This window comes from Streptomyces sp. NBC_00162, from assembly GCF_024611995.1.
Lineage (GTDB): Bacteria > Actinomycetota > Actinomycetes > Streptomycetales > Streptomycetaceae > Streptomyces.
The window spans coordinates 8,466,030-8,486,175 of sequence record NZ_CP102509.1 but is presented as its reverse complement, the minus strand read 5'-3'; the positions used below and the strand labels follow the sequence as shown (position 1 = coordinate 8,486,175).

The window sequence follows — 20,146 nt, the reverse complement described above, 5'->3', positions numbered from 1 at the left end:
CTCGATGCTGCCGAGCTCCAGTCCAGGGTGAGCCCGGCTGTCACGGCGTCAAGGTCCCGGAGCAGGTGGAGTGCGAAGCGGTGAGCCCGGGCAGCTGGCTGGCCTCGACCGCGTCGATCCAGGTGGGAAGTGTGGAGCCGAGGCGGCCGGTGAGTATCTCGCCGAACCCGCGGACATGCCCGGCGGCCGTGTCCAGTTCGGGGCAGCGGGCCAGGACATCCTTCAGGCCGTCGCGGTCGTCCTCGCTCAGCGCGGTGGGGTGTCGGGTGAGCCAGCCGGTCACCTGGCGCACCGTCGGAGGCCGGGGCGGCTGGCCGGCCGGAGCCCCGCGGAGGGTGGCGATGTGGGCGCGGACCATCTGGTAGGTGACGGGCGCGTCGAAGGACCTGTGGGACAGGCGAGCCGGGCTCTACCTCGCCCTGCTCCTCCATCTCGACGGCTCGATGACCTTCGCGACCGACCCACTCGTCCCCGGCTACTACGGCCCGAAGACTCCGGAGCAGTTTCAGCTGCAGCGCGAGCTCGCCGCCCGGATCTCACTCTTAGAGGGCATCTGATCTAGGTAGTTGGTGTTTTGGGATGTTCTTGTGACTGCACGTGCCGGTGGTCGTTGCCTGGGGTATGAGTGCTCGGCGTGCGTATCGCAGTGACGTCTCGGATGCCCGCTGGGCCTTGATCGAGCCGGTGTTCGTCGCCTGGCGGGCCGCAAGATCAGGGCCCGGTACCGCAGCGCGGGTGCACGACCTGCGAGAGATCGTGAACGCGATCCTGTACGTCAACCGCACCGGTATTCCGTGGGAGTACCTGCCCCACGACTTCCCGCCGTTCAAGACCGTCTACGACTACTTCGCCAAGTGGGAGGCGGACGGAACAACCGAGCTGGTCCATGACCTCTTGCGTGACCGGACCCGCCGGGCGAACGCTCGAAGCGCCGAGCCGTCCGCAGCCGTGGTGGACGCGCAGAGCGTGAAGACCTCGAGCAATGTCTCCGAAGCCAGTCAGGGCATCGATGCCGGCAAGAAGATCAAAGGACGCAAACGTCACCTGATCACCGACACCCTCGGACTGGTCCTGACAGTCCTCGTCACCGCCGCCTCGGTCCACGACTCCGTCGGCGGCAAGCAGGCTCTGACCGAGTTGGCAGCGGCCCATCCGAGCGTGACCAAGGTGTGGGCCGACGGCGGCTACCAGACCAGCGTGATCCAGCACGGCGCCGGCCTCGGGATCGATGTTCAGGTAGTGCAGCGACCGCGCGTGAAGGGCTTCCGGCCGCTGCCCAAGCGGTGGGTGATCGAGCGGACCTTCGGCTGGCTGATGCAGCACCGCCGCCTGGCACGTGACTACGAAGCCCTACCTCAGAGATCCCGCACGATGATCCACTGGGCCATGGCTAACAAAATGAGCCGTGAGCTCACCGGAGAATCGTCACCAACCTGGCGAATCGAAACGGACATCCCATTCACAACCATATGAACGTTGATCAGATGCCCTCTTAGAACTCCTAACAGAATGAGCCGCCCTCCGATCCGTGCGCCATAGGGCAGGCGGGTGCGAAGGAAGATCACTACTCTGCACGAGTGCTCTCATACGACCAGTTGACTTCACCCGAGCGTGAGCTGTGGGATCTGTTCCCCGAGGGATCCCGCGTGGACCTGCGCACGGGTGTGCCCGAGGACGACCGTGTCTCCGAGGGTGGGCAGTGGGGCCCCGGGCGGACGGTTCGGGCCGCCGTGATCGTGGCGCTCCTTCAGGGCGCGAACACCGTACAGACGGGCGCCGTCGCCTGCCTGAGGCTCGCCGGAGCGCGGATATCCGGGCACCTCAACCTGGCTGGCGCGCAGATCGCTCACACTCTCTGGCTGGAGGACTGCTGGTTCGAGGAGGGCGTGGACCTCTCCGGAGCGTCGACCCAGTCGATTGCGATCGTGGGCAGCCGAGTACCGGGCGTGGAAGCTGGCTTGATCCGCATCGAGGGACGCCTCGACATGCGGCGCTCCCGCCTGGGAGGTGGCTCTGCCTCGCCCTTCCACCGCAGGGTCACCGCCTTGTCGCTCATCAACGCCCACGTGAGCGGCGCCGTGAACCTCAGCGGCGCCGAGATCAGCGCACCCGAGGAGTGGGCCGTGTCCGCCGGCGGACTGGTCGCGGAGGGCGGCCTCTACTGCGGTGACGGATTCGTGGCGCGCGGTGAAGTCCGTCTCATGGGGGCACAGCTGCCAGGCGGACTGCACATGCGGGGCGCACTACTGGAACGCCCCGGCCGGCGCGGGGTGGCGCTCGCCCTGGACAACGCCGTGGCCTCGACGCTCGACTTCTCCGACGGGTTCGTCGCCAACGGGACCGTACGGCTGCGGGGTGCCCGGATCTCGGACAACCTGACCTTTGAAGGAGCCGTCCTGAACGGGCCGCCCGACGGCCACGGCCCGTCATTGGTCGCCCTGCTGATGCAGGCGGTCGACTTCGACTTCACCCTCGCCCGGCAACCGTCCGCCGCCGTGGACCTGCGGGGCGCGCAGGTGTCCTACCTGCACGACAGCGACCACAGCTGGCCGGAGGTGGTCGAGCTGGACGGCTTCGTCTACGGCTCCATCAAGGTGGATGAGGCAGGCGAGCGGCGGGAGGCCGTGGGACGGCGGGACTCGGTGGCCCGCCGCGTGGCGTGGATACGACGCAGCCCGGGCTACAACCCCCAGCCCTATGAGCAGTTGGCGAGCTGGTACCGGAAGGCCGGCCACGACGACGACGCCCGCCGCGTACTCCTGGCCAAACAGCGCCATCGGCGTCAGACTCTGCCCCCGGCCGCGCGCGTGTGGGGGCACCTGCTCGAGGCAACCGTCGGTTACGGCTACCGCCCCTGGCTGGCCGGCATCTGGCTGCTCGCGCTGACCTTGCTGGGCACGCTGTCCTTCGGCACTCGCTCCCCCAACCCTGTCAAACAAGGCGAGGGCGCCCCGTTCCAGCCCCTTGTCTACACACTTGACCTCTTGATCCCCATCGGTGGCCTGGGCCAGCGCACGGCCTGGTACTGGTCGAACGGCAGCCTCCAGGCGCTGGCCTACCTGCTGATCGTCTTCGGCTGGGTACTGACGACCGCCGTCATCGCGGGTGTCACCCGCACCCTGCAGAAGAGCTAGCGAGCGACAGCTGAGTTCAGACGCCTCCAGCAGATGAGTGCGCATCCCAGGGGGAGGAAGGCTTCGTGGATGTCGTCGCGTATCTCCCAATGGATCCGCAGGGCGGCGGAACCAGTGCAGGTGGGCGAACGCGCGCTCCACGACCCAGCGTTGCTTGCCCAGACCCGAACCGTGCTCAAACACCACAGTCACGGCCTGCACTTCCTCGCCCTGACCGACGAGAGAGGCCGCCTGATCTGGATATCGGCCGCCCGGCCCGGCCGCACCCATGACAACACCGCCGCCCGCCACGACCACATCCCGGCCCACCTGCGCGCCACCGGCCTCGGCGCTCTCGCTGACCTCGGCTTCCGCGGCCTGGACAACGACGTCCGCGACCCCGTTATCGTCACGGGCTTCCATGCCAGCCGCACCCACAAGCTGACCGCAGGTCAGAAGAACGCCAACCGAGTCCTCGCCATCGGACGCGCGCCAGTCGAGCACGGCTTCGCCCACCTGAAGAACTGGCGGATCCTCGCCAAGCTCCGCACCGATCCCGCTCACGCCACCCAGCTCCTGCGCGCCCTGCTCGTCCTGACGAACCTCGAAGTCAATCGCTGACGGCGGTGGGGCCGCACCGTCTGACGTGCAAAGTCACTCGGCGAGGGTGAGTGAACGAAGGTCAGCATGCCTCGAGCGGGCGACCGCAGCCGAAGGAGAGATCGAGGCCCTCCTGGCCCAAGTGGCCGCCGAACGCGTGCTGACCGGGGAGGAGGTCGACGTGCTCGGCGGTGTCCGCCAAGCGCTCAAGGCCGTCCGGCGGACCATCCAGCGGGGTGAACCGCTCGACTGGTGGTCCTCCGGATTCCAGCCCTACGTGGCGTTCAAATCGCTGTCAACAGCCGTGTCCGTCCTGCTGAGCACCACACCAAACACCAGGCGTCGGCCGACCGTCACCCTAGCCGCCCACAACTTCAGAGAGATCACGGACAACCGTCACGAAATTTCCTGGATTGAGACCGCCCAACGCTCTTCCCTGGAAGACCGGTCGACTTGACAGTCGTGCGAGTGAGCACGGCCGAATCCGTCGTCTCCGGACGGCTTGCTTCTCGGCGGTACACGGCATCATCGTGTCCTCGTCCAGCGAAGTGCAGAGAAGATGGCAGCGCACACATAGTCCGGACTGCGACCCCGGACTCGATGCAGACCTCTTCCCTCGGCTCCGCGTGGAAAGACACCTCATGCAGTTAAGCCGTCAAGCCGTGGTGTGTTCGCCGCCCCATCGCGCCCGCAGAACCTCGTCCCAGTCCCCCGGCTCCGGACCTTCGCTGACACACCAGGACCGACAGCGAAGCCAGTCACACGTCGCCCAGGAACCCAGGCTCGGAGGGCCCCATCTGCCGGGCGAAGTCTGCTGCGACTCCGAGTACCTCGCGCATCGGCACAGGCCGCCGACTCGTGGCCGCGAGATCGGCGTGAGCTTCCTCGGACCACAGGAACGGATACACGGAAAGACCCTGCCCGACAGCCAGAGCTGCGGTCTCCTCACGCCAGCCGGGCCAGCGCATTCCGTCATAGAACGTCTCCAGCCTGCCCGAGAGCAGCCAGGAGACCCACCCGGAGTGGCCCATCTCCATCGCCTCCCACTCCAGAGCATCGGGAGCGAAATACGTCATCTGGCCGGGTGCCCCAGGGCGGCCCGCGGCCGCGGGATCGCCACCGTTCAATGCGAAGACCCCTCCGACAATGTCGTGGCCGACGACAAGACCTGTCGCGGGATGCCAGCCAGGGTCGAAGTCCGTGGGGAAGCGGTTGACCTGCGCCAGACTCGGGAGTCGCCCATCCGCGACCGAACCCGAACCCCGCCGAACACTCGCACCCACCCGTCGTCCACGAGCAATCCGCCGGTGTGCAACGCCAGTGCACCCAGCACCGATCGCCCGGTGACCTGCATCTGCAGAAGGCATCGGCGGCCCTCGTTGATGTCTCCGGGCAGCACTTGAACCGGCACGGAGCTCGCGCTGAGAACCCCTGAAGCTCCGGCCACGCCGGATCGTCCACATTGACCAGCTCATCGATCCCTCGCATCCGACGATGGTCGCATCTTCCGGTATCGCCTCATCGTGTGGGCTGGACAGCGGTCACTCGGAGGACGGGGCGATGGTCCGGGCAGCGGTCGTCTGCACTGGGGGTCTCATGGGCGTGGTCGTCGCTCCTCTCGCCCCTGGACGAGCCGTCCCGTTCATTTCACGTAGCGGCTGTTCCTGCTGGTAGCGGCTCTGTGGGGAAGGCGATCGATTCATCGAAGGGAGTGCGCGCCAGGAGGCAGTGGTGGAGCTGGCCGAGCATCCGGTTGAACAGGTGCCGCAGTGCCTGCATGTGCCAGTCCCCGAGTAATTGTCAAGACTTGTGGATCAGCTCGGCAATCACGGCCCTTCTCCCCAGGACGCCTCCGCCTTGCCCCATACCGCGGGAGCGGCAGCGCTGAGCTCATGCTCGTTGATCGCGCGTTGCTCGTCATGCCAGACGGCAGCCAGGAGTGCATCGAAGGGGAACTCGATTTTCGTGCCGTCTTCGAACGAGATCATCACGTGCGTGTCTGGTCCGGCCCGGTGATTGTCCAGCCACTGTACGTGCGCCACGACAGGCGACAACGTGCCGCCAGGGCCAACAAGACGGTAGCCCTCGTCCACCTCCTGCGACCGTACTGGCAACGACGCGGGCTGACGCTTCGCCGCCCGCTCATCCCGGTAGTACCTTGCCATTCCACCAACTTACCTGCCCGCGTAATGGTCAAGACTTGCAGGTCGGTTGAGGTGGATCATGCTGCGAGGTCCTCGGGGCGTTCGACAAGGTGACCGTTCTCGAAGTGGGCGCCGGCTCGGACGAGCGCGACGAGGTGAGGTGCGGTGACTGCTCGCGAGCGGGCCTGGGCGGATTCCACGCGCTTGAAGACCATCGTGAGGGCGGCGGTGGGGCGGCCGGCGCCGCGGGTGACCTTGGTCCGGAGTTTCACGGTGCTGAAGGTCGACTCGATCGGGTTCGTGGTCCGAAGATGGACCCAGTGTTCGGCGGGGAAGTCGTAGAACGCCAGCAGCTCATCAGCCTCACCGGTGATCTTCTTCACCGCCTTGGGCCACTTCACCCCGTATGCCTTGTCGAACGCGGTGATCGCCTTCTCGGCGTGGTCGCGGTCCTCGGCGTTGTAGATCTCTTGCAGGGCCTTCTTCGCCCCGGGCTGGGCGGACTTCGGCAGTGCGTTCATGACATTCCTGGTCTTGTGGACCCAGCACCTCTGGTGCCTGGCCTGCGGAAACACCTCCGCCGATGCCCTCCGCAGCCCCATCGCGCCGTCGCCGGCTACGAGCATCGGGGCGCGCATCCCGCGCCGGCGACAGTCCCGCAGAAGATCGGCCCAGGACTCGGTGGACTCGCGCAGGCCCTCGGCGATCGCAATCAGTTCCTTGGTGCCGTCCACCCGCACACCCATCAGGACCAGGAGGCAGGAGTGGGTCTCGGACAGGCGGATCTTGGGGTGGACGCCGTCGGCCCACACGTAGACGTAGTCGGATTCGGCCAGGTCACGGCGCTGGAAGGCGGCTTGATCGGCGGTCCACTGCTTCGTCAGCCGGGTCACCGTGGCCGGCGCCAGTCCGGCTGAGGAGCCCAGGAACTGCTCCATCGCCGGCACGACCCAGTTCATGCCACTTGGGGTGGTAGTCGATGCTCTGCAGCTGCTCCGCTGTCTTCAGATCCCGCAGCGCGTTCGGGGATCAGGGCGTCCGGCCCGGCAGTCGCACGGCCGGGGGCATGTCGTTCAGCGCCGGTTGCCACTTGTCCGAGGTGACCACCGCCCTCAACTGGGCCGGGCTCAAGGGCGGGTTGGGGCGAGAGGACGTCGTGGTCTCCATCGGCGGAGCGTTCTTTTCGGACACCTCGACCAGGAACCCCTGCCGGGTCACGAGCACGGCCCGCCATTCCTTGATGTCTATGGCGGGGTTCTGGGCCACGTAGCCCTGCTGGGTCAGCAGCCTGGAGCCGTCGGCCAGCTGCTCCGTCGTGCAGGCGTCGTCCGGCCGCACATCCTTCTTCGTACAAAGGGTCGCGATGTTGGCCAAGCTGCCGTTCGGGTCCACCGGGACCAGGGTGAGCCTGATCGCCACTCCGCCCTTGCCGTCGTCGTACACGCCGGCGACTCCCGCGCCGTGGCCGTCGGTACCGTTCGCATGCTCTACGGACAGAGTCCCTCCCGGCAGCAACCCCTTGAACACCTCGACCAGCTGTGCCGCGGAGACCGCGCCGGTACCGCCGGGCGGCAGCTCCGGGGCGCCGCCCCCGCCGGACCCTCCGCCCGACGGTTCCGGCGGCGCCGCGATCTCGACCCGGCCCGTTCCGTCCAGCAGCCCCCCGGCGTAGGCACCGACCGCGCCGATCAGGGCCAGGGACAGCACCGATCCGCCGATCACGGCGGCCCGGCGGCGGGCCACGAGCCGCCGTCCGCGCCGCTCACCGGCTTCCACCAGGGCGTGCCGGTCGGCCGTGAAACCGTCCCCCGCACGCCGGAGGGCTTCGCCGAGCTCGTCTTCAAAGGGCATGGGGAACCAAACCTTCCGTTCTCAGGGGGAGTGCAGAGGACCACACCGGCACGGGGCCGCCCACCGGCGGCCTGGCCATTTCCGTTCTCAAAGGCCCGCGAACTCACTGATGCTGCCGCCCAGTTGCTCCCTGAGCCGGCCGAGCGCCCGCGAGGTCCTGGTACGGACCGCCGCCGAGCTGGTGTTCATCGCGTCGGCGGTCGCCTCGATGCTGCGGTCCTCCCAGTACCGCAGCACGAGCACCGCCCGGTCCTTGGGCGCGAGCCGCCCCAGGGCCTCCAGCAGCGTCAGCCGCAACGCCGGATCGCCGCCGCCGGACCCGGATCCGGCGGCGGCCGCGCCCGACTCGGGGAACTCCCCGACCGGGCGCTCTCCCGCGGACCGCCGGCGCTGGTGGGTCAGGAAGGCCCGTACGAGCACGGTCTGTGCGTACGCCGCCGGATTGTCGATACGGGAAACACGCCCCCAGAGCAGGTACATCCTGCCCAGGGTCTCCTGCACGAGGTCCTCCGCGAGATGGGTGTCCCCGCTGGCCAGCAGACAGGCCGACCGGTACAGGTGCCCCGATCTGCCCTCCGCGAACTCACGGAACCCGTCTCCGCGACCCTGCCGCATGTACTCCCCCTCGCGTCGTCTCACCCCATCGACGCGACGGAGACCGGGGAATGTTTCACCCGAGTTCGTGGAAGCAGACGTGGAAATCCTCGCGGACGAAGCCCTCCGCCTCGTACAGCCCCTGCGCGACGGTGTTGTCGTACGCGGTCTCCAGCTGCACGCCGGCCACCCCGGCCTCGCGGGCCCGGCGCAGCACCTCGCGCAGCAGCGCCCGGCCGGCGCCGGTGCGGCGGCCTTCGGGAGCCACGTACAGGTCGTTGAGCACCCAGGCGGTGTCCATGCTGAGCGAGGAGAACGCCCGGTAGACCTGCGCGAAGCCGACCGTGCCGATGCCCGGCGCGTCGGCGAGCAGGACCAGCGACTCGTCCCTTCGCCCGTGGAGACGCCGGCCGTTACCTGTCCTGCGAGGTCAGGAGCAGGACCAGGGACACAGAGATCCAGGTCCCGGAACGGGGGCAGGCTTCCACCTCGCATTGAAGCCCTTGCACTTCCGTGCTCGAGCTTACCGATGACCTATTAGAACTACCGGTACTCCACCAACCACCAGGTCGTCATTGATGCGGATACCCACCTGGTCGTGGTGGTCGGTGAGCCTTTGCCCGGCAATCGCAACGACTGCCGGGCATGGGAGGAGTCTGGCGCGAAGGCCGCCGTGGGCAGGACCCTCACGATGGCCGACGGCGGCAATCCGGGCATCGGCCTCCTCATGCCCCACCGCCGCACCCCGGGCGAAGAGTTGCCGGGCTGGAAGCGCGAGCACAATCGCTCGCACAAACAGGTCCGGGCCCGCGTCGAGCACGTCTTCGCCCGCATGAAGACCTGGAAGATCCTCCGCGACTGCCGTCCCAAGGGCGACGGGGTCCGACACGCCATGCTCGGCATCGCCCGACTGCACAACCTCGCTCTCACGGGATAGCTTCTGCCGCATACGAGACCTGAGAGGTCCCCGGGAGACGGCTCCCCCTCGCAGTCTCGGAGGAGAATCAGGCGAGGCAGAACTCGTTGCCCTCGATGTCCTGCATCGTGATGCACGACTCGTTGACGCCATCGACGCGCTGCGTCAGCACGTGCTTCGCGCCGAGCGCCATCAGCCGTGCGCATTCGGCCTCGAGTGTGGCCAGGCGCTCGTCACCCACAAGCCCTGTGCCGACCCGCACATCAAGATGCACCCGGTTCTTGACGACCTTGCCTTCGGGAACTCGCTGGAAGAGCACGCGCGGGCCCACACCCGAGGGATCAGCGCACGCGAAGTAGACCTCGTCCTCAGGCGGCAGCGAGTGGTGGTACTCCTCCCACGTGGCAAAGCCCTCCGGGACTGTCGGTACGACGTACCCCAGCACCTCGCACCAGAAGGCGGCGAGGCGCGCAGGTTCCGCGCAGTCGAAGGTCACTTGGAACTGCTTGATCGTTGACATCGGCGCACGATAACAGGGGCCCTGCTCATCTCCCCGGGCGGGTGGATCCACACGTTGCCGGGAGGACGGCCCCTGGCATCCGCTGCTGTCTCGTGCGGTCACAGGGGTGAACCGAGGCCGGCGCCTCTTCCACAGAGTGGGACCCAGGAACCGATCACAGCCGACCACTCTCATGCCAAAGATCAGTTACGGGACAGCCCTTAGCTCGGATGTGCCTGCTGTTCTTCATTTGCGCCATTGACCAGCGAAACACGCACTTGTCGGCGCTGGAGGTTTATGTAGTCAACCCTGACTGCAACTTCATCACCGATTTCAGCGTGCCCGACCCCGACATCGACCGGACTAGAACCTGGCAGAAGGCCTTCGATTCCCGAAGGGAGGCGCACAAAAAATCCGATGGGAGTGATTTTAGCGACCCGCCCGAGACAAGTCTCACCCAGCTGTGTACGTGCAAATTCGATGAAAGGGTCGACAGTAAGGTCTTTAATGGAAAGAGAGATATCATTTCGGTCGGGGTCGAAACTCATGAAGACGACTGTGACTTCTTCCCCGACGCTAGCGACTTGCGATGGATGATCTACTCTTTTCCATGAAAGGTTGGCCGCGGAGACCCTCCCATGCACCCCTCCCTCGAGAGTGACCGTCAAACAGAAATCATCCACGCCGGAAATTACCCCCCTACACACTTGACCAGGCTCAAGGTCCATGCTCACCTTCACAAAAATCAACGACTTGCAGACAGAAGGTACTGCTCCGCATCACGCGTGCGATCAATCTTCCCAACGATACCCTTGATAGAAGTTGATCCATTTCTTGTCCTGGATGAACGAATTGAAGTGAGGGATATCCGCCTGCTTGATGACCCACTGCCATTCATCCGGTCGACCGTCATGCGGGATCCTAAGCTTGGGCCCATCGGGATGACCACCCGGCGGGAACGCCTCCAAAAATCCCGGCCTCATCACCCACTCATGGTATCCATCTTCCATGATTCCCTGTTCAGCGTATCTCTGTACGACCTTTTCACTCTCGACCAGATAGGCCGTTCCGGGGCCACCCTCGGCGGTTGGTGGGTGAAGAGAAGGATCGAGTCCGTCCGCCTCTAGAGCCTTGTTTCCTCTGTGGGGGGAGCGGTACAGCGTGACTGGCTGCGGGGGCAATCCTCGGGGGCCCTGACCCCGGGTTTTGGACACCGGAGACACTTGGTTCTTGATGGTCCAGGAGAACGGAGTCCCCGTGGGGATGAAGCATTACCCCGCCGAGTTCAAGGCGGACGCGGTCGCGTTGTACCGGTCGAGGCCGGGAGCGACGATCAAGTCCGTCGCCGGCGATCTCGGGGTGAACACCGAGACGCTGCGGAACTGGATCCGGGCCGCCGACGGGCGCCAGCCCGGCACTGACTCCGCTCGGCTGGCTGCTGTGCAGGTGGGCGGTGGCGACGTTCAGGCAGATCTGGCCGCTGCCCGGAAGAGGATCCGTGAGCTTGAGGAAGAGCGTGACATTCACCGCAAGGCGGCCCGGTATTTCGCGACGGAGACGCGCGCTGGTGAACCGCTGCCAGTTCGTTGAAGATCACCAGCGCCGTTTCGGCGTCAAGCGGCTCTGTGACATTCTCGGCCTGGCCCGCTCGAGCTTCTACTACTGGCGCCGCACCGCAGCCGCGAGGGCGGCCCGGCAGGCCGTCGAGGCCGGGCTCGCAGCCCGGATACGCAAGGCCCACCAGGACTCCGACGGAACCTACGGAGCCCCCAGGATCACCGCCGAGCTCCGCGACGAGGGCGGCCCGGTGATCAACCACAAGCGCGTCGCCAGGATCATGCGGACCATCGGGCTCGAGGGAGTGCGTCTGCGCCGCCGGCACCGCACCACCGTCGCGGACCAGGCGGCGCCGAAGGCACCGGATCTGATCGGACGTGACTTCACCGCGGCCGCGGTGAACACGAAGTACGTCGGCGACATCACATACCCGCCGGTCAGCGGTGGGAAGCCGCTCTATCTCGCGACCGTCGTCGACCTCGCCTCACGCCGGCTCGCCGGGTGGGCCATCGCCGACCACATGCGCACCCAGCTCGTCATCGACGCCCTGGCGGTAGCTGAGCGGACCCGCGGGAGCTTGGCCGCAGCGGTGATGCACACCGATCACGGGTCGCAATATACGAGTAAGATCTTCGCTGAAATCTGCAGGTCAGCAGGGGTCCGGCAGAGCATGGGTGCGGTCGGGTCCAACGCGGACAACGCCGCCGCGGAAAGCTTCAACACCGCCTTCAAGAGGGAGACCCTCAAGAGCAGGAAGGGCTGGTCGGACGAGCGCGAGCCGCGACTCGACGCCTTCTGTTGGCTGACCCGATACAACACCCGACGCCGGCATTCCCGTCTCGGTCAGCGGTCCCCGATCGCCTACGAGAACGCCCTACAACAAGCAGCAACTACCCTGGCCCAAGCCGCATAGACGTGTTCAAGATCCGGGGTCAAGGCCCGGTGGGGTGCGGTTCCAGGATCTGCTACGCGGTGGGGATGCGTGTCACCCCGGGACGACGATGCCGCTGTCCCGGCGGTCTTGCGGGGCGGTTCCGCCCAGGGAAACGCCCAAGAACGAAAGGAGGATCATCAGGGCTCCCCCGCAGACAATCGCCGAGTCGGCGAGATTGAAGACCGCGAAGTGCTGAACAGAGATGAAGTCGACGACGTGCCCTCGGAAGACCCCAGGTGCCCGGAAGATCCGGTCAGTCAGATTGCCGAGCGCACCCCCCAACAGCAGGCCCAGGGCGAGAGCCCACGGGAGGCTGTGGAGCTTGCGTGAGGCACGCACGATGACCACGACGACCACGAGCGCGATCGCCGTGAACACAGCAGTGACCGCCTGGCCCATACTGAACGCCGCGCCCGAGTTGCGTATCACCTGGAGAGTGAGCACGCGGCCGATTACGCCGACGGGCTCGTGGTTCTCCAACCGCGAGACGGCCAGGAGCTTGCTGCCCAGGTCCAATGCGTAGGTGAGACCAGCTGCTGCCAGCAATGCGGCCAGATGGCTCTTGCTCAGAGCTCGGGCGCCGGTTTCGGTCCCTGCTGTCTCCCGCTGGGGTTGCGAGGAACTGCTGGTAGTCATGATTCACTCCACTGATACCGAGCCGCCATGACGAGACGGCATTACGACACAATAGCGCCTGCCCTACTGAAGGCAGGCAAACGCGGACACTATGTACCTGGCCAGCCACTATCAGTGACAAGTGCCGGCTTGGCCGACTCAGCCGTACGCGTCGAAGCGCTGGAAAAGGACTGACAGGAAATTCGGGAAAGCGTTCACTTCTGCTTCGATTCCGATCCCCCTCGGATGTGAGGGAACTCGCGGAAGACGGTGATCAAGAAGTGGTCCCAAGACGGTGAACGGCGGAACGCGGTCCAGTAGCTGCGCCAGGCCTTCGGCCACCTCGGGTCGGCGACGCCAGGCGGACTCCGACTGGTTCCCCACGGGAAACCGGTACACCGAGCCAGGTCGGCCTCCGGCATTCCGACAGCGTCGAGCTGATCCTTGAGCGTTTCACCGGGCGGTCTGGCGGAGTCAGGGGTGTAGGCGACGTAAGCAGTCGGCGGCGTCCCGAGGACCTCTCTCAGCTCGTACGGAATGCTCATCGAGCAGACCGAGAGAGGTCAGCCGGACGAAAGAGCAATCAGCGGTCAGCGCTGGCCATTTGACGCCGGCACCACCGCGCACCCTTCGGCCCACTCCACATCTGCCATGCCGGGGGTGCCGTCAGCCAGGAGACCCCGGGCCCGGTGCGTCCAGGACGCCCGGAAGCAGGGCGGCAGGGTGGCGACCGCCGCGTCAAGGAGCGAATAAGAGTCACTCGGAGTAGCATCTGGTGACAAATGTTACCAACAGGGAGGGGTGGGGCAGTAGGGGCAATGGGTGCTACTGCCCTCATCTCGACAGGACCAGGCCGGCGATGGGGCTCGCGTTATGAAGAGCACGCTCAATCGACTGATAGAACGCACCTACTTCCGCGGATTGGTATTCAACCAGTCCTGGGAGGATCCGCTTCTCGATCGTGAGGCGCTCCGCATATCGGCGGACCAGGACACCGTTCTGTCCATCACGTCGGGTGGCTGCAACTGCCTGAACCTCCTCTGCCTACGGCCCCGCCAGCTCATCTGCGTCGACCCCAACCCCGCTCAGACGTACCTGCTCGACCTCAAGCTGGCAGGCATCCGACACCTTGACCATGCCGACTTCTGCTCTCTCCTCACGTCCTGTGGCAGCACAGAGGCGGTGGACATCTACCGGCGAGCACTGCGAGCAAAGTTGCCTGATGACGCACGAAATTACTGGGACAGTAACACTCGGGTACTGGAACGCGGGATACTTGCCCAGGGCAAGCTGGGGTTCTTCTTGAAGTGGATTCGCCGCTATATGCGATGCCAACTCGGAGAGCGACGGATGCGCCAGTTCTTCGAGGTTGACGACATCGATGACCAGCGCGATTTCTACTACCGCGAGATCCACCCGCGGTTGTTGCGCGGTTCGGTACTCAAAATCCTCGGCTCCCGATGGGTACTTGCCTGCGCCGGCATGCACCCCTCCCAGTATGACCTGATTCAAGACCGTCATGACATAGGGCGATACATACGCGATCGCGTGGAATATGTGCTGACCACCGTCCCGATACGTGACAACTATTTCATCGCCCAGGCATTTTTTGGCGCCTACCTGGACGCGGAGAACGTTCCTCCCTACCTCCTCGAACGGAACTTCGACACCCTGAAGCAAACGGCTGATCGCGTAGTCAACGTCACGGCCTGGCTCACCGAGTACCTCGATTCATTGCCCGAGTCGTCGGTCGACAAGTTCAACCTTCTGGACATATTTGACTGGATGAGCCGGGAGTCCCTCCATACGACGGTGCGCAGCGTGCTCAGGGCTGGTACGCCAGGCGGCCGCTTCATCTACCGTTCCCTCGTACGCTCACTTCCTGTCCCTCCGGAGCTCCGAAGTGCGGTGGTCAGCGAGGACGATCTCGCCCACCGGCTCTTCGCGCGGGACCGGTCCTTTACGTACAGCAGCTTCTACATCTACCGAATTGACCAGCAGCGAGTCGCGGATCAATTGCACCGGACGTAACCTTGGGCCAGCCACACCTTCACAGGTCAGATGCAGCTCGCTTCTCCTGGCCGGATGCCGGACCAACTTTCACCCCCGAAGGAGTGAGGTCGTGCTCGAGCAGTTCAGTATTTCAGGCACCGGTCATGCCGTCGGCTCCAGGATTGTCTCGAACACCGGCTTGGCTGTTTCGATGGGGCTGTCCACGGATTGGTTCACGAAGCGAACAGGGATTGATGAACGACGGGTTTGCGGGGAAGGAGAGGACGTACTCACGCTGGCGGTGTCCGCTGTCGAGTCGGCTCTCCAGTCGAGTGGGCTGAGACCTGACATGTTGGGCCCCGAAACAGTTCTCCTTCACATCCAGAACGGCCTGACGGCCTTCACCCCGCCGTCCGGGGTCATCTTGGCGAATGCGCTGGGGCTCAAGGGTCTACGAGTGCTCTCCGTTGACGGAGTGTGCGCTGAACCTGTGGCCATGTTCGAGATGGCTGTGCTCATGTTGTCGAGCAATCGTTGCAGTCGGGTCGTCATCTCGTCGAGCGTGGATTTCCTGCCGATCATCAGCTCGGAGGACAGGGGCACGGTCGGGCTCTTCGGCGCTGGTGCGGGCGCGGTCGTGGTCGAGCGGCACACCACGTCACAGGGCATGTCGGCGAAGGTCATGAGCATCCAGTGGGTGACTCACGCCGACCATGCGGCCCTCGGGAGCATCCCGGTACTGGGCTACAACGCCGGCCCCGAAGGGGTCAGCGTGCAAGCGGGTTTCTACGACATGGACGGCTCTGGCCTGGTTCGTACGGGGGTACGCGTCATCCCTCCCCTGGTTTCCCGTGTACTCGAAGAAGCCGGGTGGTGCCACGACGACGTCCACCTCGTCATCTCCCATCAGCCGAACGTTCGCATGCTGCACGTTCTCATCGAGGCTCTGGGCTTCCGGCCGGAGATTTTTCCGATGCCTGCCAGCCGCCTGGGGAACATGGGCCCGGCCAGCCTGTTGGTGAATCTCTCCCTGGCCAGAGACGAAGGCCTACTCCGTTCAGGGCAAAAGCTGTTGCTTCTCGCCTTCGGCCTCGGGTTCTCCTGCGGCGCAGCGGCAATCGAGCTCCTGCCCGGTGAGGCGGGGTGCAATGACTGACGCGCGCACATGGGTGCGACCTCCCGTCTCGGACTCGCTTCGCACGAGGATGACCGAGGACCAAAGAGCGATCGCGGCGGCCATGCGTCCCGTCACGCTTCCCGACGGCAGAACACTCCGCGTACTCGACTGCGGAGAGGGGGACGCCGTTGTACTCCTGCCCATGGTCACCGAACTGAACTTCGTCTACGCACCTCAAATCGCAGAGTTCCAGCGCGACCACCGCGTCGTGCTCTATGAACCGCTGCTCAGCACGAACACGCGAGTCGGCATCAAGGACAGGGCCCACGAGGTCCGCTGCCTGCTTTCCGCCCTCGGTATCAGCCGCGCGCACTTCGTCGTGTGGGGCGACACGGGTGCGGCAGCCTATTATCTGGCCAAGCATCACCCCGAGTTGTGTCGCTCGATGGTCTTCGTCGGGCTGGCCGACCGTTACCGGTTCCCGCAACCCTACGGCTTCTGGCTGAAGATGCTGGAACACCTTCCCATCGAGCGAGTGGTGTCATCGCGTGTGTTTGCGACACTCCTTGGGCGCTTCGTCGGAGGGACCCAGATCAAACCGGAGTGGATCGTCCAGGAGGCGCTGGTCGTCTTTCGGTTGACGGCGCTGTTCAAGCACAGCATTCTTCCCAACCTGACCGAGCATCGCCCGACGCCGGGCGAGGTTCACGTGCCGAGCCTGGTCATCTCCGGCGACAACGACCACATCGTCTCGGTCGCCCAGGCCCGCCGCATGGCCGCGCTGCTTCCCAACGCGGGTGCAGCGGTCATCAAGCCAGGTGGTGAGCACTTCATCACCTACGTAGACGACTCATTCGTCAACGAGACCGTTCGCCGCTTCATCTCAAGCGTGGAGTAGCTGATGAGACCATGGCGAACGTAAGGAGACCCGCGGTTCCGGACGCGCAAGCCGCCGACCCCACCGCACCCGTCGGCGGACTCCACCCGCTCACCGTTCTCTGCATCGGTGTACTGGTCACCGCGGTCGCCCTTCCGGAGTCATGGCAAGGCTGGCCCTACGCGCCGTTTCCTGTCTTTCACGCGTGCCTCGCCATTGTCATCCCGCTTTGGTTTCGGGTTCGCCCCACCGGTCGACCCTGGCCTGAGATTCGGGCGCATCTTCCGAAGCAGGGCCGACCGTTTGCTGCCGCCATCGCGTTCATCGGCGGCTTCATCCTTCTCTACAGCCTCGCTATGACCGTCCTCGGCAAGACGCGGGATCCCGCATGGAACCTGCTTGCGACCTATGGGAAGTTCGCGGATCTGTACGCCGCGCGTTATGGAAGCTGGTTCGCGCTGATCATCGCGTACGTCTTCCTGGGACTGTGGCCCATGTTCGGGGAGGAACTCTTCTACCGGGGATTCCTCCAAGGCTCGCTGTTGGGGCGCTACTCGCTGCCGATCGCTTCGGTCGTCACGTCCACCCTGTTCGGACTCCGCCACTCGGCCCAACTGGTCTACCTTTTGCCTGCATACCCGTATGTGGCCGGCGCAGCATACTTTGTATGGGCTTTCGGCGTGAGCATGATCTGGTGCTGGGTGCACGCACGGACGGGCTCTCTGTGGCTCTGCATGGCGACACACGGGGTGAACATCGTCCTCGCCCCCATTGTTGTTGCCCTCGTAGTTAAGTAGGTCCGCTCGTGCCACGTCCCGCATCACCGCTGCGCGCATTCACTCTGCGCGGCACACGCGCTATTCATCGAGCCGGAGCCTGGGGGTTCGACCGCTCTGGTCCCCTTGCGCCACTCCTTGCCGAACTCGGCGCACCCCTGCATCGGTGGCTGTTTCCCCACTCGCTTCTGACGGATCCGGGGATCCCCGTCGAGGTCGACGGCTTTCGGCTCTACCACGAAGGGCGCCCCTCGTATCACCTGCAGATGCTGGCGATGGGCATGCACGACCGCGACGTCGCGGCACTCATCCGGCACCTCGTCAGGCCGAACATGTCGGTCGTGGACGTCGGTGCGCACCTCGGCTACTTCACGCTGCTGTGCGCGCGCCTCGGCGGAGCGGCGAGCACGGTCTGGGCGTTCGAGCCGTCGTCGGCACTGCTCCCCATCCTGCGGAGAAACGTGGCGGAGAACGACGTCGGCGGCGAGATCCACGTGGTGCCGAGTGCCGTGGGAGATTCGGTCGGTGCAGTGACGCTGTTCGCGGGCACGCCCGACAGCATGCTGTCCAGCATCCACCGGGCAGCGGCGGCTGGCGATGGTCCGGGGCCGAGGGAGACCGTTGCGTGCACCACCTTGGACGCATGGGCCGAACAGAGTCTGTGGCCCCGAGTGGATCTGGTCAAGATCGACATTGAAGGGCATGAGGTCGCGGCGTTGGCCGGTATGCGGGAGCTGAGCCGTCGAAATCCCGGTCTGGTTCTGATCATCGAGCTCAACGAGCGGACGTTGGCCGCTGCAGGTGAGTCGATCGACTCGTTCTGGGCGGCCCTGGCCGCATGCGGATTCGACGACGTCTCCCTGGCGGGGCCCCCTCCTCGACCGGTGACGTTCCCCCAGGACCGGGACGCCATCCGGCGGGAGATCCGTCGCCAGGGAAACGGGCGGGTCAATCTGATGTGCCTGCGGAGGCCGGGGTAGCCGGCCGGTGACCGGCTCGTCGGATCTCCGATCCGCTCCTCGCACTCGCGACCAGGAAAGCCCCTGCCAGGGACGCGAGCAGGAAACACGATTCGGCGTACCCGCGCACGACGGACAGCAGCCCGGCCGAGAGGAACACGACACCCAGGCCCAGTTCACACCATGCGATCCGCGAGGCGGTTGCGACCCACTTCGCTTCGCTCTTCCGGATAATGCCCAACGACCCTTCCTTGGGGGTTCTCACGAACTCCGGCTCGTCTCGCTTGATCGTGTCCCGGAAGCCGGCCAGGATGGAGACCGATACGCCGATGGCGAGCGGCAACGACAGTGGGAGACGCAGACACCGCCGCGCCCAGTCGTCGTACAGAATTCTCTGCGAGAGCACGCATTCCTGCAGCGGCGGGAACAGTACGAGAAACGCGCTGAGACCGACTTGGGTGATCGCCCAGTACGGAGTGCGTGGGAGCCCGAGAACGACATATGCACTGGAGAGCACTCCGGTCAGGACGAGTACCGGTGTACCCAGAACCAGGTGCAAGGAAGAAAGCTCAAGAAATCGACGTCTCTTGCCCTGTGGCGGACTGAGCGCATTCTTCCCATAGTCGAGGAAGAGCCGGAATGCCGCGCGCGCCCAGCGGCGTTGCTGGCTTTTGTAGCTGAGGTAGGTGTCGGGAAGGTCGCTGCTGGCCAATGCCTCGTTGACGAAGACGACCGACCATCCCGCGAGCTGGGCACGGAAGCTGAGGTCGATGCCGTCGTCGGTGAACGGTGCTTCGCGCCACCCGCCGAGTTCTTCGATCGCGCGCTTCCGCCAGACCCCACTGGTCCCCAGATATATGGTGGACTCCCCCTGGCCTGGCGGATCCCACTCGAAAAGCAGAACAGGCTGTCGATGACCGCCGCTTGGAACAGCGTCAGAGTGGACGAAAGACCGTTGCGGTGCCGCCACCGCGTATGGACTGCAGCGACGCGAGCATCCTCGAACAGGGGCACGGTTTTAATGAGGAAGTCACGATCAGGTGTGAAGTCCGCGTCGAAAATCACCACGAGGTCGCAATCGGCCATCCGCGTACCGTGGTTGAGCGCCCCTGACTTGTACCCGTCGCGGCTTGTCCTGTGGACGTATTCGATCGGGACGGAGCCTCCGCGATGTGCGTCGACGACGGCCTTGGCCAGCTCGGCCTCTTCCCCCTCGGAGTCGTCCAGAACTTGCACCGCGAGTCGGCCATCCATATAGTCGAGGTTCGTTACCGCCGTGAGCAGTCGGTAAAGAACTTTGTGTTCTCGGTAAATGGGGAGTTGCACCACGACCGTCGGCCAGGAGCAACTGGTCGGCCGGGTGAGTTCGATGGCCTGCCCTCCGACACCCTTCATCTGGGAATATGCATGAATGACCAGTATCCGCAGTTGAGCTATGGCGAAGAACGCCAGCATGGCGGAAAGGGCTATCACCAGCATGCCATCAGTCTAACCCGAATTCCGTATAAGTGCTCGCCGGCTTACTGACGCGACAGTGGTGCGTTCGGGTGATGAGCCGACGAGCTCCCGGTGGAGACAGGGGAGCAAAGGTGGGTTCTCACT

Annotated in this window: 24 protein-coding genes and 4 pseudogenes; 13 read left to right on the top strand and 15 right to left on the bottom strand. The window is 65.2% G+C overall.

Features of this window, described 5'->3' with window-relative positions; genetic code table 11:
• Positions 1–40: 40 nt before the first annotated feature.
• On the bottom strand, positions 41–358 hold the full coding sequence (locus JIW86_RS39270) for a hypothetical protein (RefSeq protein WP_257559065.1): 318 nt from the start codon (positions 356–358) through the stop codon (positions 41–43).
• A gap of 7 nt (positions 359–365) precedes the next feature.
• On the opposite strand from JIW86_RS39270, the gene JIW86_RS39265 reads away from it, so the two are divergent.
• From JIW86_RS39265 to JIW86_RS39255, 3 genes are all read left to right on the top strand, one after another.
• Positions 366–557: a hypothetical protein gene (locus JIW86_RS39265; RefSeq protein WP_257559064.1), complete on the top strand. Its 192-nt coding sequence runs from the start codon at positions 366–368 to the stop codon at positions 555–557.
• Positions 558–621: 64 nt separating this feature from the next.
• The gene (locus JIW86_RS39260) at positions 622–1,473 is read left to right on the top strand and encodes an IS5 family transposase (protein ID WP_257559617.1); all 852 of its coding nucleotides are present in this window, start codon (positions 622–624) and stop codon (positions 1,471–1,473) included.
• Between the two features lie 104 nt (positions 1,474–1,577).
• The gene (locus JIW86_RS39255; RefSeq protein WP_257559063.1) at positions 1,578–3,134 is read left to right on the top strand and encodes an oxidoreductase; all 1,557 of its coding nucleotides are present in this window, start codon (positions 1,578–1,580) and stop codon (positions 3,132–3,134) included.
• On the opposite strand, the pseudogene JIW86_RS39250 reads toward JIW86_RS39255, so the two are convergent.
• Positions 3,131–3,311 (bottom strand): annotated as a pseudogene (locus JIW86_RS39250) (transposase); the annotation flags it as partial. The gene JIW86_RS39255 and the pseudogene JIW86_RS39250 overlap by 4 nt on opposite strands.
• On the opposite strand from JIW86_RS39250, the gene JIW86_RS39245 reads away from it, so the two are divergent.
• Complete coding sequence (locus JIW86_RS39245) at positions 3,249–3,734, top strand: transposase family protein (protein WP_257559062.1); 486 nt, start codon at positions 3,249–3,251, stop codon at positions 3,732–3,734. The pseudogene JIW86_RS39250 and the gene JIW86_RS39245 overlap by 63 nt on opposite strands.
• 121 nt (positions 3,735–3,855) lie before the next feature.
• Positions 3,856–4,170, top strand: coding sequence for a hypothetical protein (locus JIW86_RS39240; RefSeq protein ID WP_257559061.1), 315 nt, complete (start codon positions 3,856–3,858; stop codon positions 4,168–4,170).
• Positions 4,171–4,471: 301 nt separating this feature from the next.
• Here the strand turns inward: JIW86_RS39240 and JIW86_RS39235 are convergent, their stop codons facing one another.
• The 7 genes and pseudogenes from JIW86_RS39235 to JIW86_RS39200 all read right to left on the bottom strand — a co-directional run bounded on the left by JIW86_RS39235 (position 4,472) and on the right by JIW86_RS39200 (position 8,654).
• Entirely contained in the window at positions 4,472–4,939 is a 468-nt protein-coding gene (locus tag JIW86_RS39235; protein ID WP_257559616.1) for a DUF2625 domain-containing protein, read from the bottom strand.
• Positions 4,837–5,112 (bottom strand): DUF2625 domain-containing protein, encoded by a 276-nt coding sequence (locus tag JIW86_RS39230; protein WP_257559615.1) that lies wholly within the window; start codon positions 5,110–5,112, stop codon positions 4,837–4,839. The genes JIW86_RS39235 and JIW86_RS39230 overlap by 103 nt, the downstream gene beginning before the upstream one ends.
• A 427-nt stretch (positions 5,113–5,539) precedes the next feature.
• Complete coding sequence (locus JIW86_RS39220; RefSeq protein ID WP_257559060.1) at positions 5,540–5,878, bottom strand: hypothetical protein; 339 nt, start codon at positions 5,876–5,878, stop codon at positions 5,540–5,542.
• A gap of 56 nt (positions 5,879–5,934) precedes the next feature.
• Positions 5,935–6,801: pseudogene (locus JIW86_RS39215) on the bottom strand (IS256 family transposase); the annotation flags it as partial.
• 85 nt (positions 6,802–6,886) lie between these two features.
• The gene (locus JIW86_RS39210) at positions 6,887–7,708 is read right to left on the bottom strand and encodes a hypothetical protein (RefSeq protein ID WP_257559059.1); all 822 of its coding nucleotides are present in this window, start codon (positions 7,706–7,708) and stop codon (positions 6,887–6,889) included.
• 87 nt (positions 7,709–7,795) lie between these two features.
• A complete protein-coding gene (locus JIW86_RS39205) occupies positions 7,796–8,323 on the bottom strand; it encodes a SigE family RNA polymerase sigma factor (RefSeq protein WP_257559058.1) in 528 nt (175 codons plus the stop codon).
• A gap of 55 nt (positions 8,324–8,378) precedes the next feature.
• Positions 8,379–8,654 carry a GNAT family N-acetyltransferase gene (locus JIW86_RS39200; RefSeq protein ID WP_257559614.1) on the bottom strand — a complete coding sequence of 92 codons (276 nt, stop codon included), beginning with the start codon at positions 8,652–8,654 and terminating at the stop codon, positions 8,379–8,381.
• Positions 8,655–8,843: 189 nt separating this feature from the next.
• Here JIW86_RS39200 and JIW86_RS39195 point away from each other — a divergent pair.
• A pseudogene (locus JIW86_RS39195) lies at positions 8,844–9,239 on the top strand (transposase family protein); the annotation flags it as partial.
• A 67-nt stretch (positions 9,240–9,306) separates the two neighbouring features.
• On the opposite strand, the gene JIW86_RS39190 reads toward JIW86_RS39195, so the two are convergent.
• From JIW86_RS39190 to JIW86_RS39180, 3 genes are all read right to left on the bottom strand, one after another.
• The gene (locus tag JIW86_RS39190; RefSeq protein ID WP_257559057.1) at positions 9,307–9,738 is read right to left on the bottom strand and encodes a VOC family protein; all 432 of its coding nucleotides are present in this window, start codon (positions 9,736–9,738) and stop codon (positions 9,307–9,309) included.
• Positions 9,739–9,938: 200 nt separating this feature from the next.
• Entirely contained in the window at positions 9,939–10,445 is a 507-nt protein-coding gene (locus JIW86_RS39185; RefSeq protein WP_257559613.1) for a S1 RNA-binding domain-containing protein, read from the bottom strand.
• 63 nt (positions 10,446–10,508) lie between these two features.
• Positions 10,509–10,727: a hypothetical protein gene (locus JIW86_RS39180; RefSeq protein WP_257559056.1), complete on the bottom strand. Its 219-nt coding sequence runs from the start codon at positions 10,725–10,727 to the stop codon at positions 10,509–10,511.
• A gap of 247 nt (positions 10,728–10,974) precedes the next feature.
• Between JIW86_RS39180 and JIW86_RS39175 the strand changes: the two genes are divergently transcribed.
• Positions 10,975–12,187 (top strand): IS3 family transposase gene (locus tag JIW86_RS39175; protein WP_257559612.1). Its coding sequence is split into 2 segments (ribosomal slippage): positions 10,975–11,265 and positions 11,267–12,187, totalling 1,212 coding nucleotides; the frame shifts between segments, so codons are not numbered across the junction.
• A gap of 72 nt (positions 12,188–12,259) precedes the next feature.
• Here the strand turns inward: JIW86_RS39175 and lspA are convergent.
• Entirely contained in the window at positions 12,260–12,844 is a 585-nt protein-coding gene (gene lspA / locus JIW86_RS39170) for a signal peptidase II (protein ID WP_257559055.1), read from the bottom strand.
• 852 nt (positions 12,845–13,696) lie between these two features.
• Here lspA and JIW86_RS39165 point away from each other — a divergent pair.
• The 5 genes from JIW86_RS39165 (at position 13,697) to JIW86_RS39145 (ending at position 18,565) form a co-directional block, all read left to right on the top strand.
• Positions 13,697–14,854, top strand: a complete 1,158-nt coding sequence (locus tag JIW86_RS39165) for a DUF3419 family protein (protein WP_257559054.1) — start codon at positions 13,697–13,699, stop codon at positions 14,852–14,854.
• Positions 14,855–14,945: 91 nt separating this feature from the next.
• Positions 14,946–15,971, top strand: a complete 1,026-nt coding sequence (locus JIW86_RS39160) for a 3-oxoacyl-ACP synthase III family protein (protein ID WP_257559053.1) — start codon at positions 14,946–14,948, stop codon at positions 15,969–15,971.
• Positions 15,972–16,134: 163 nt separating this feature from the next.
• Entirely contained in the window at positions 16,135–16,830 is a 696-nt protein-coding gene (locus tag JIW86_RS39155; RefSeq protein ID WP_257559052.1) for an alpha/beta fold hydrolase, read from the top strand.
• A gap of 11 nt (positions 16,831–16,841) precedes the next feature.
• Entirely contained in the window at positions 16,842–17,606 is a 765-nt protein-coding gene (locus tag JIW86_RS39150; protein ID WP_257559051.1) for a CPBP family intramembrane glutamic endopeptidase, read from the top strand.
• 245 nt (positions 17,607–17,851) lie between these two features.
• A complete protein-coding gene (locus tag JIW86_RS39145) occupies positions 17,852–18,565 on the top strand; it encodes an FkbM family methyltransferase (protein WP_215140836.1) in 714 nt (237 codons plus the stop codon).
• On the opposite strand, the gene JIW86_RS39140 is transcribed toward JIW86_RS39145, so the two are convergent.
• Positions 18,534–19,514 carry a glycosyltransferase family 2 protein gene (locus tag JIW86_RS39140; protein WP_257559050.1) on the bottom strand — a complete coding sequence of 327 codons (981 nt, stop codon included), beginning with the start codon at positions 19,512–19,514 and terminating at the stop codon, positions 18,534–18,536. The genes JIW86_RS39145 and JIW86_RS39140 overlap by 32 nt on opposite strands.
• 35 nt (positions 19,515–19,549) lie before the next feature.
• Positions 19,550–19,828, bottom strand: a pseudogene (locus JIW86_RS42285) (glycosyltransferase); the annotation flags it as partial.
• Between JIW86_RS42285 and JIW86_RS39135 the strand changes: the two are divergent.
• The gene (locus JIW86_RS39135; RefSeq protein ID WP_257559049.1) at positions 19,715–20,071 is read left to right on the top strand and encodes a hypothetical protein; all 357 of its coding nucleotides are present in this window, start codon (positions 19,715–19,717) and stop codon (positions 20,069–20,071) included. The pseudogene JIW86_RS42285 and the gene JIW86_RS39135 overlap by 114 nt on opposite strands.
• Positions 20,072–20,146: the final 75 nt, after the last annotated feature.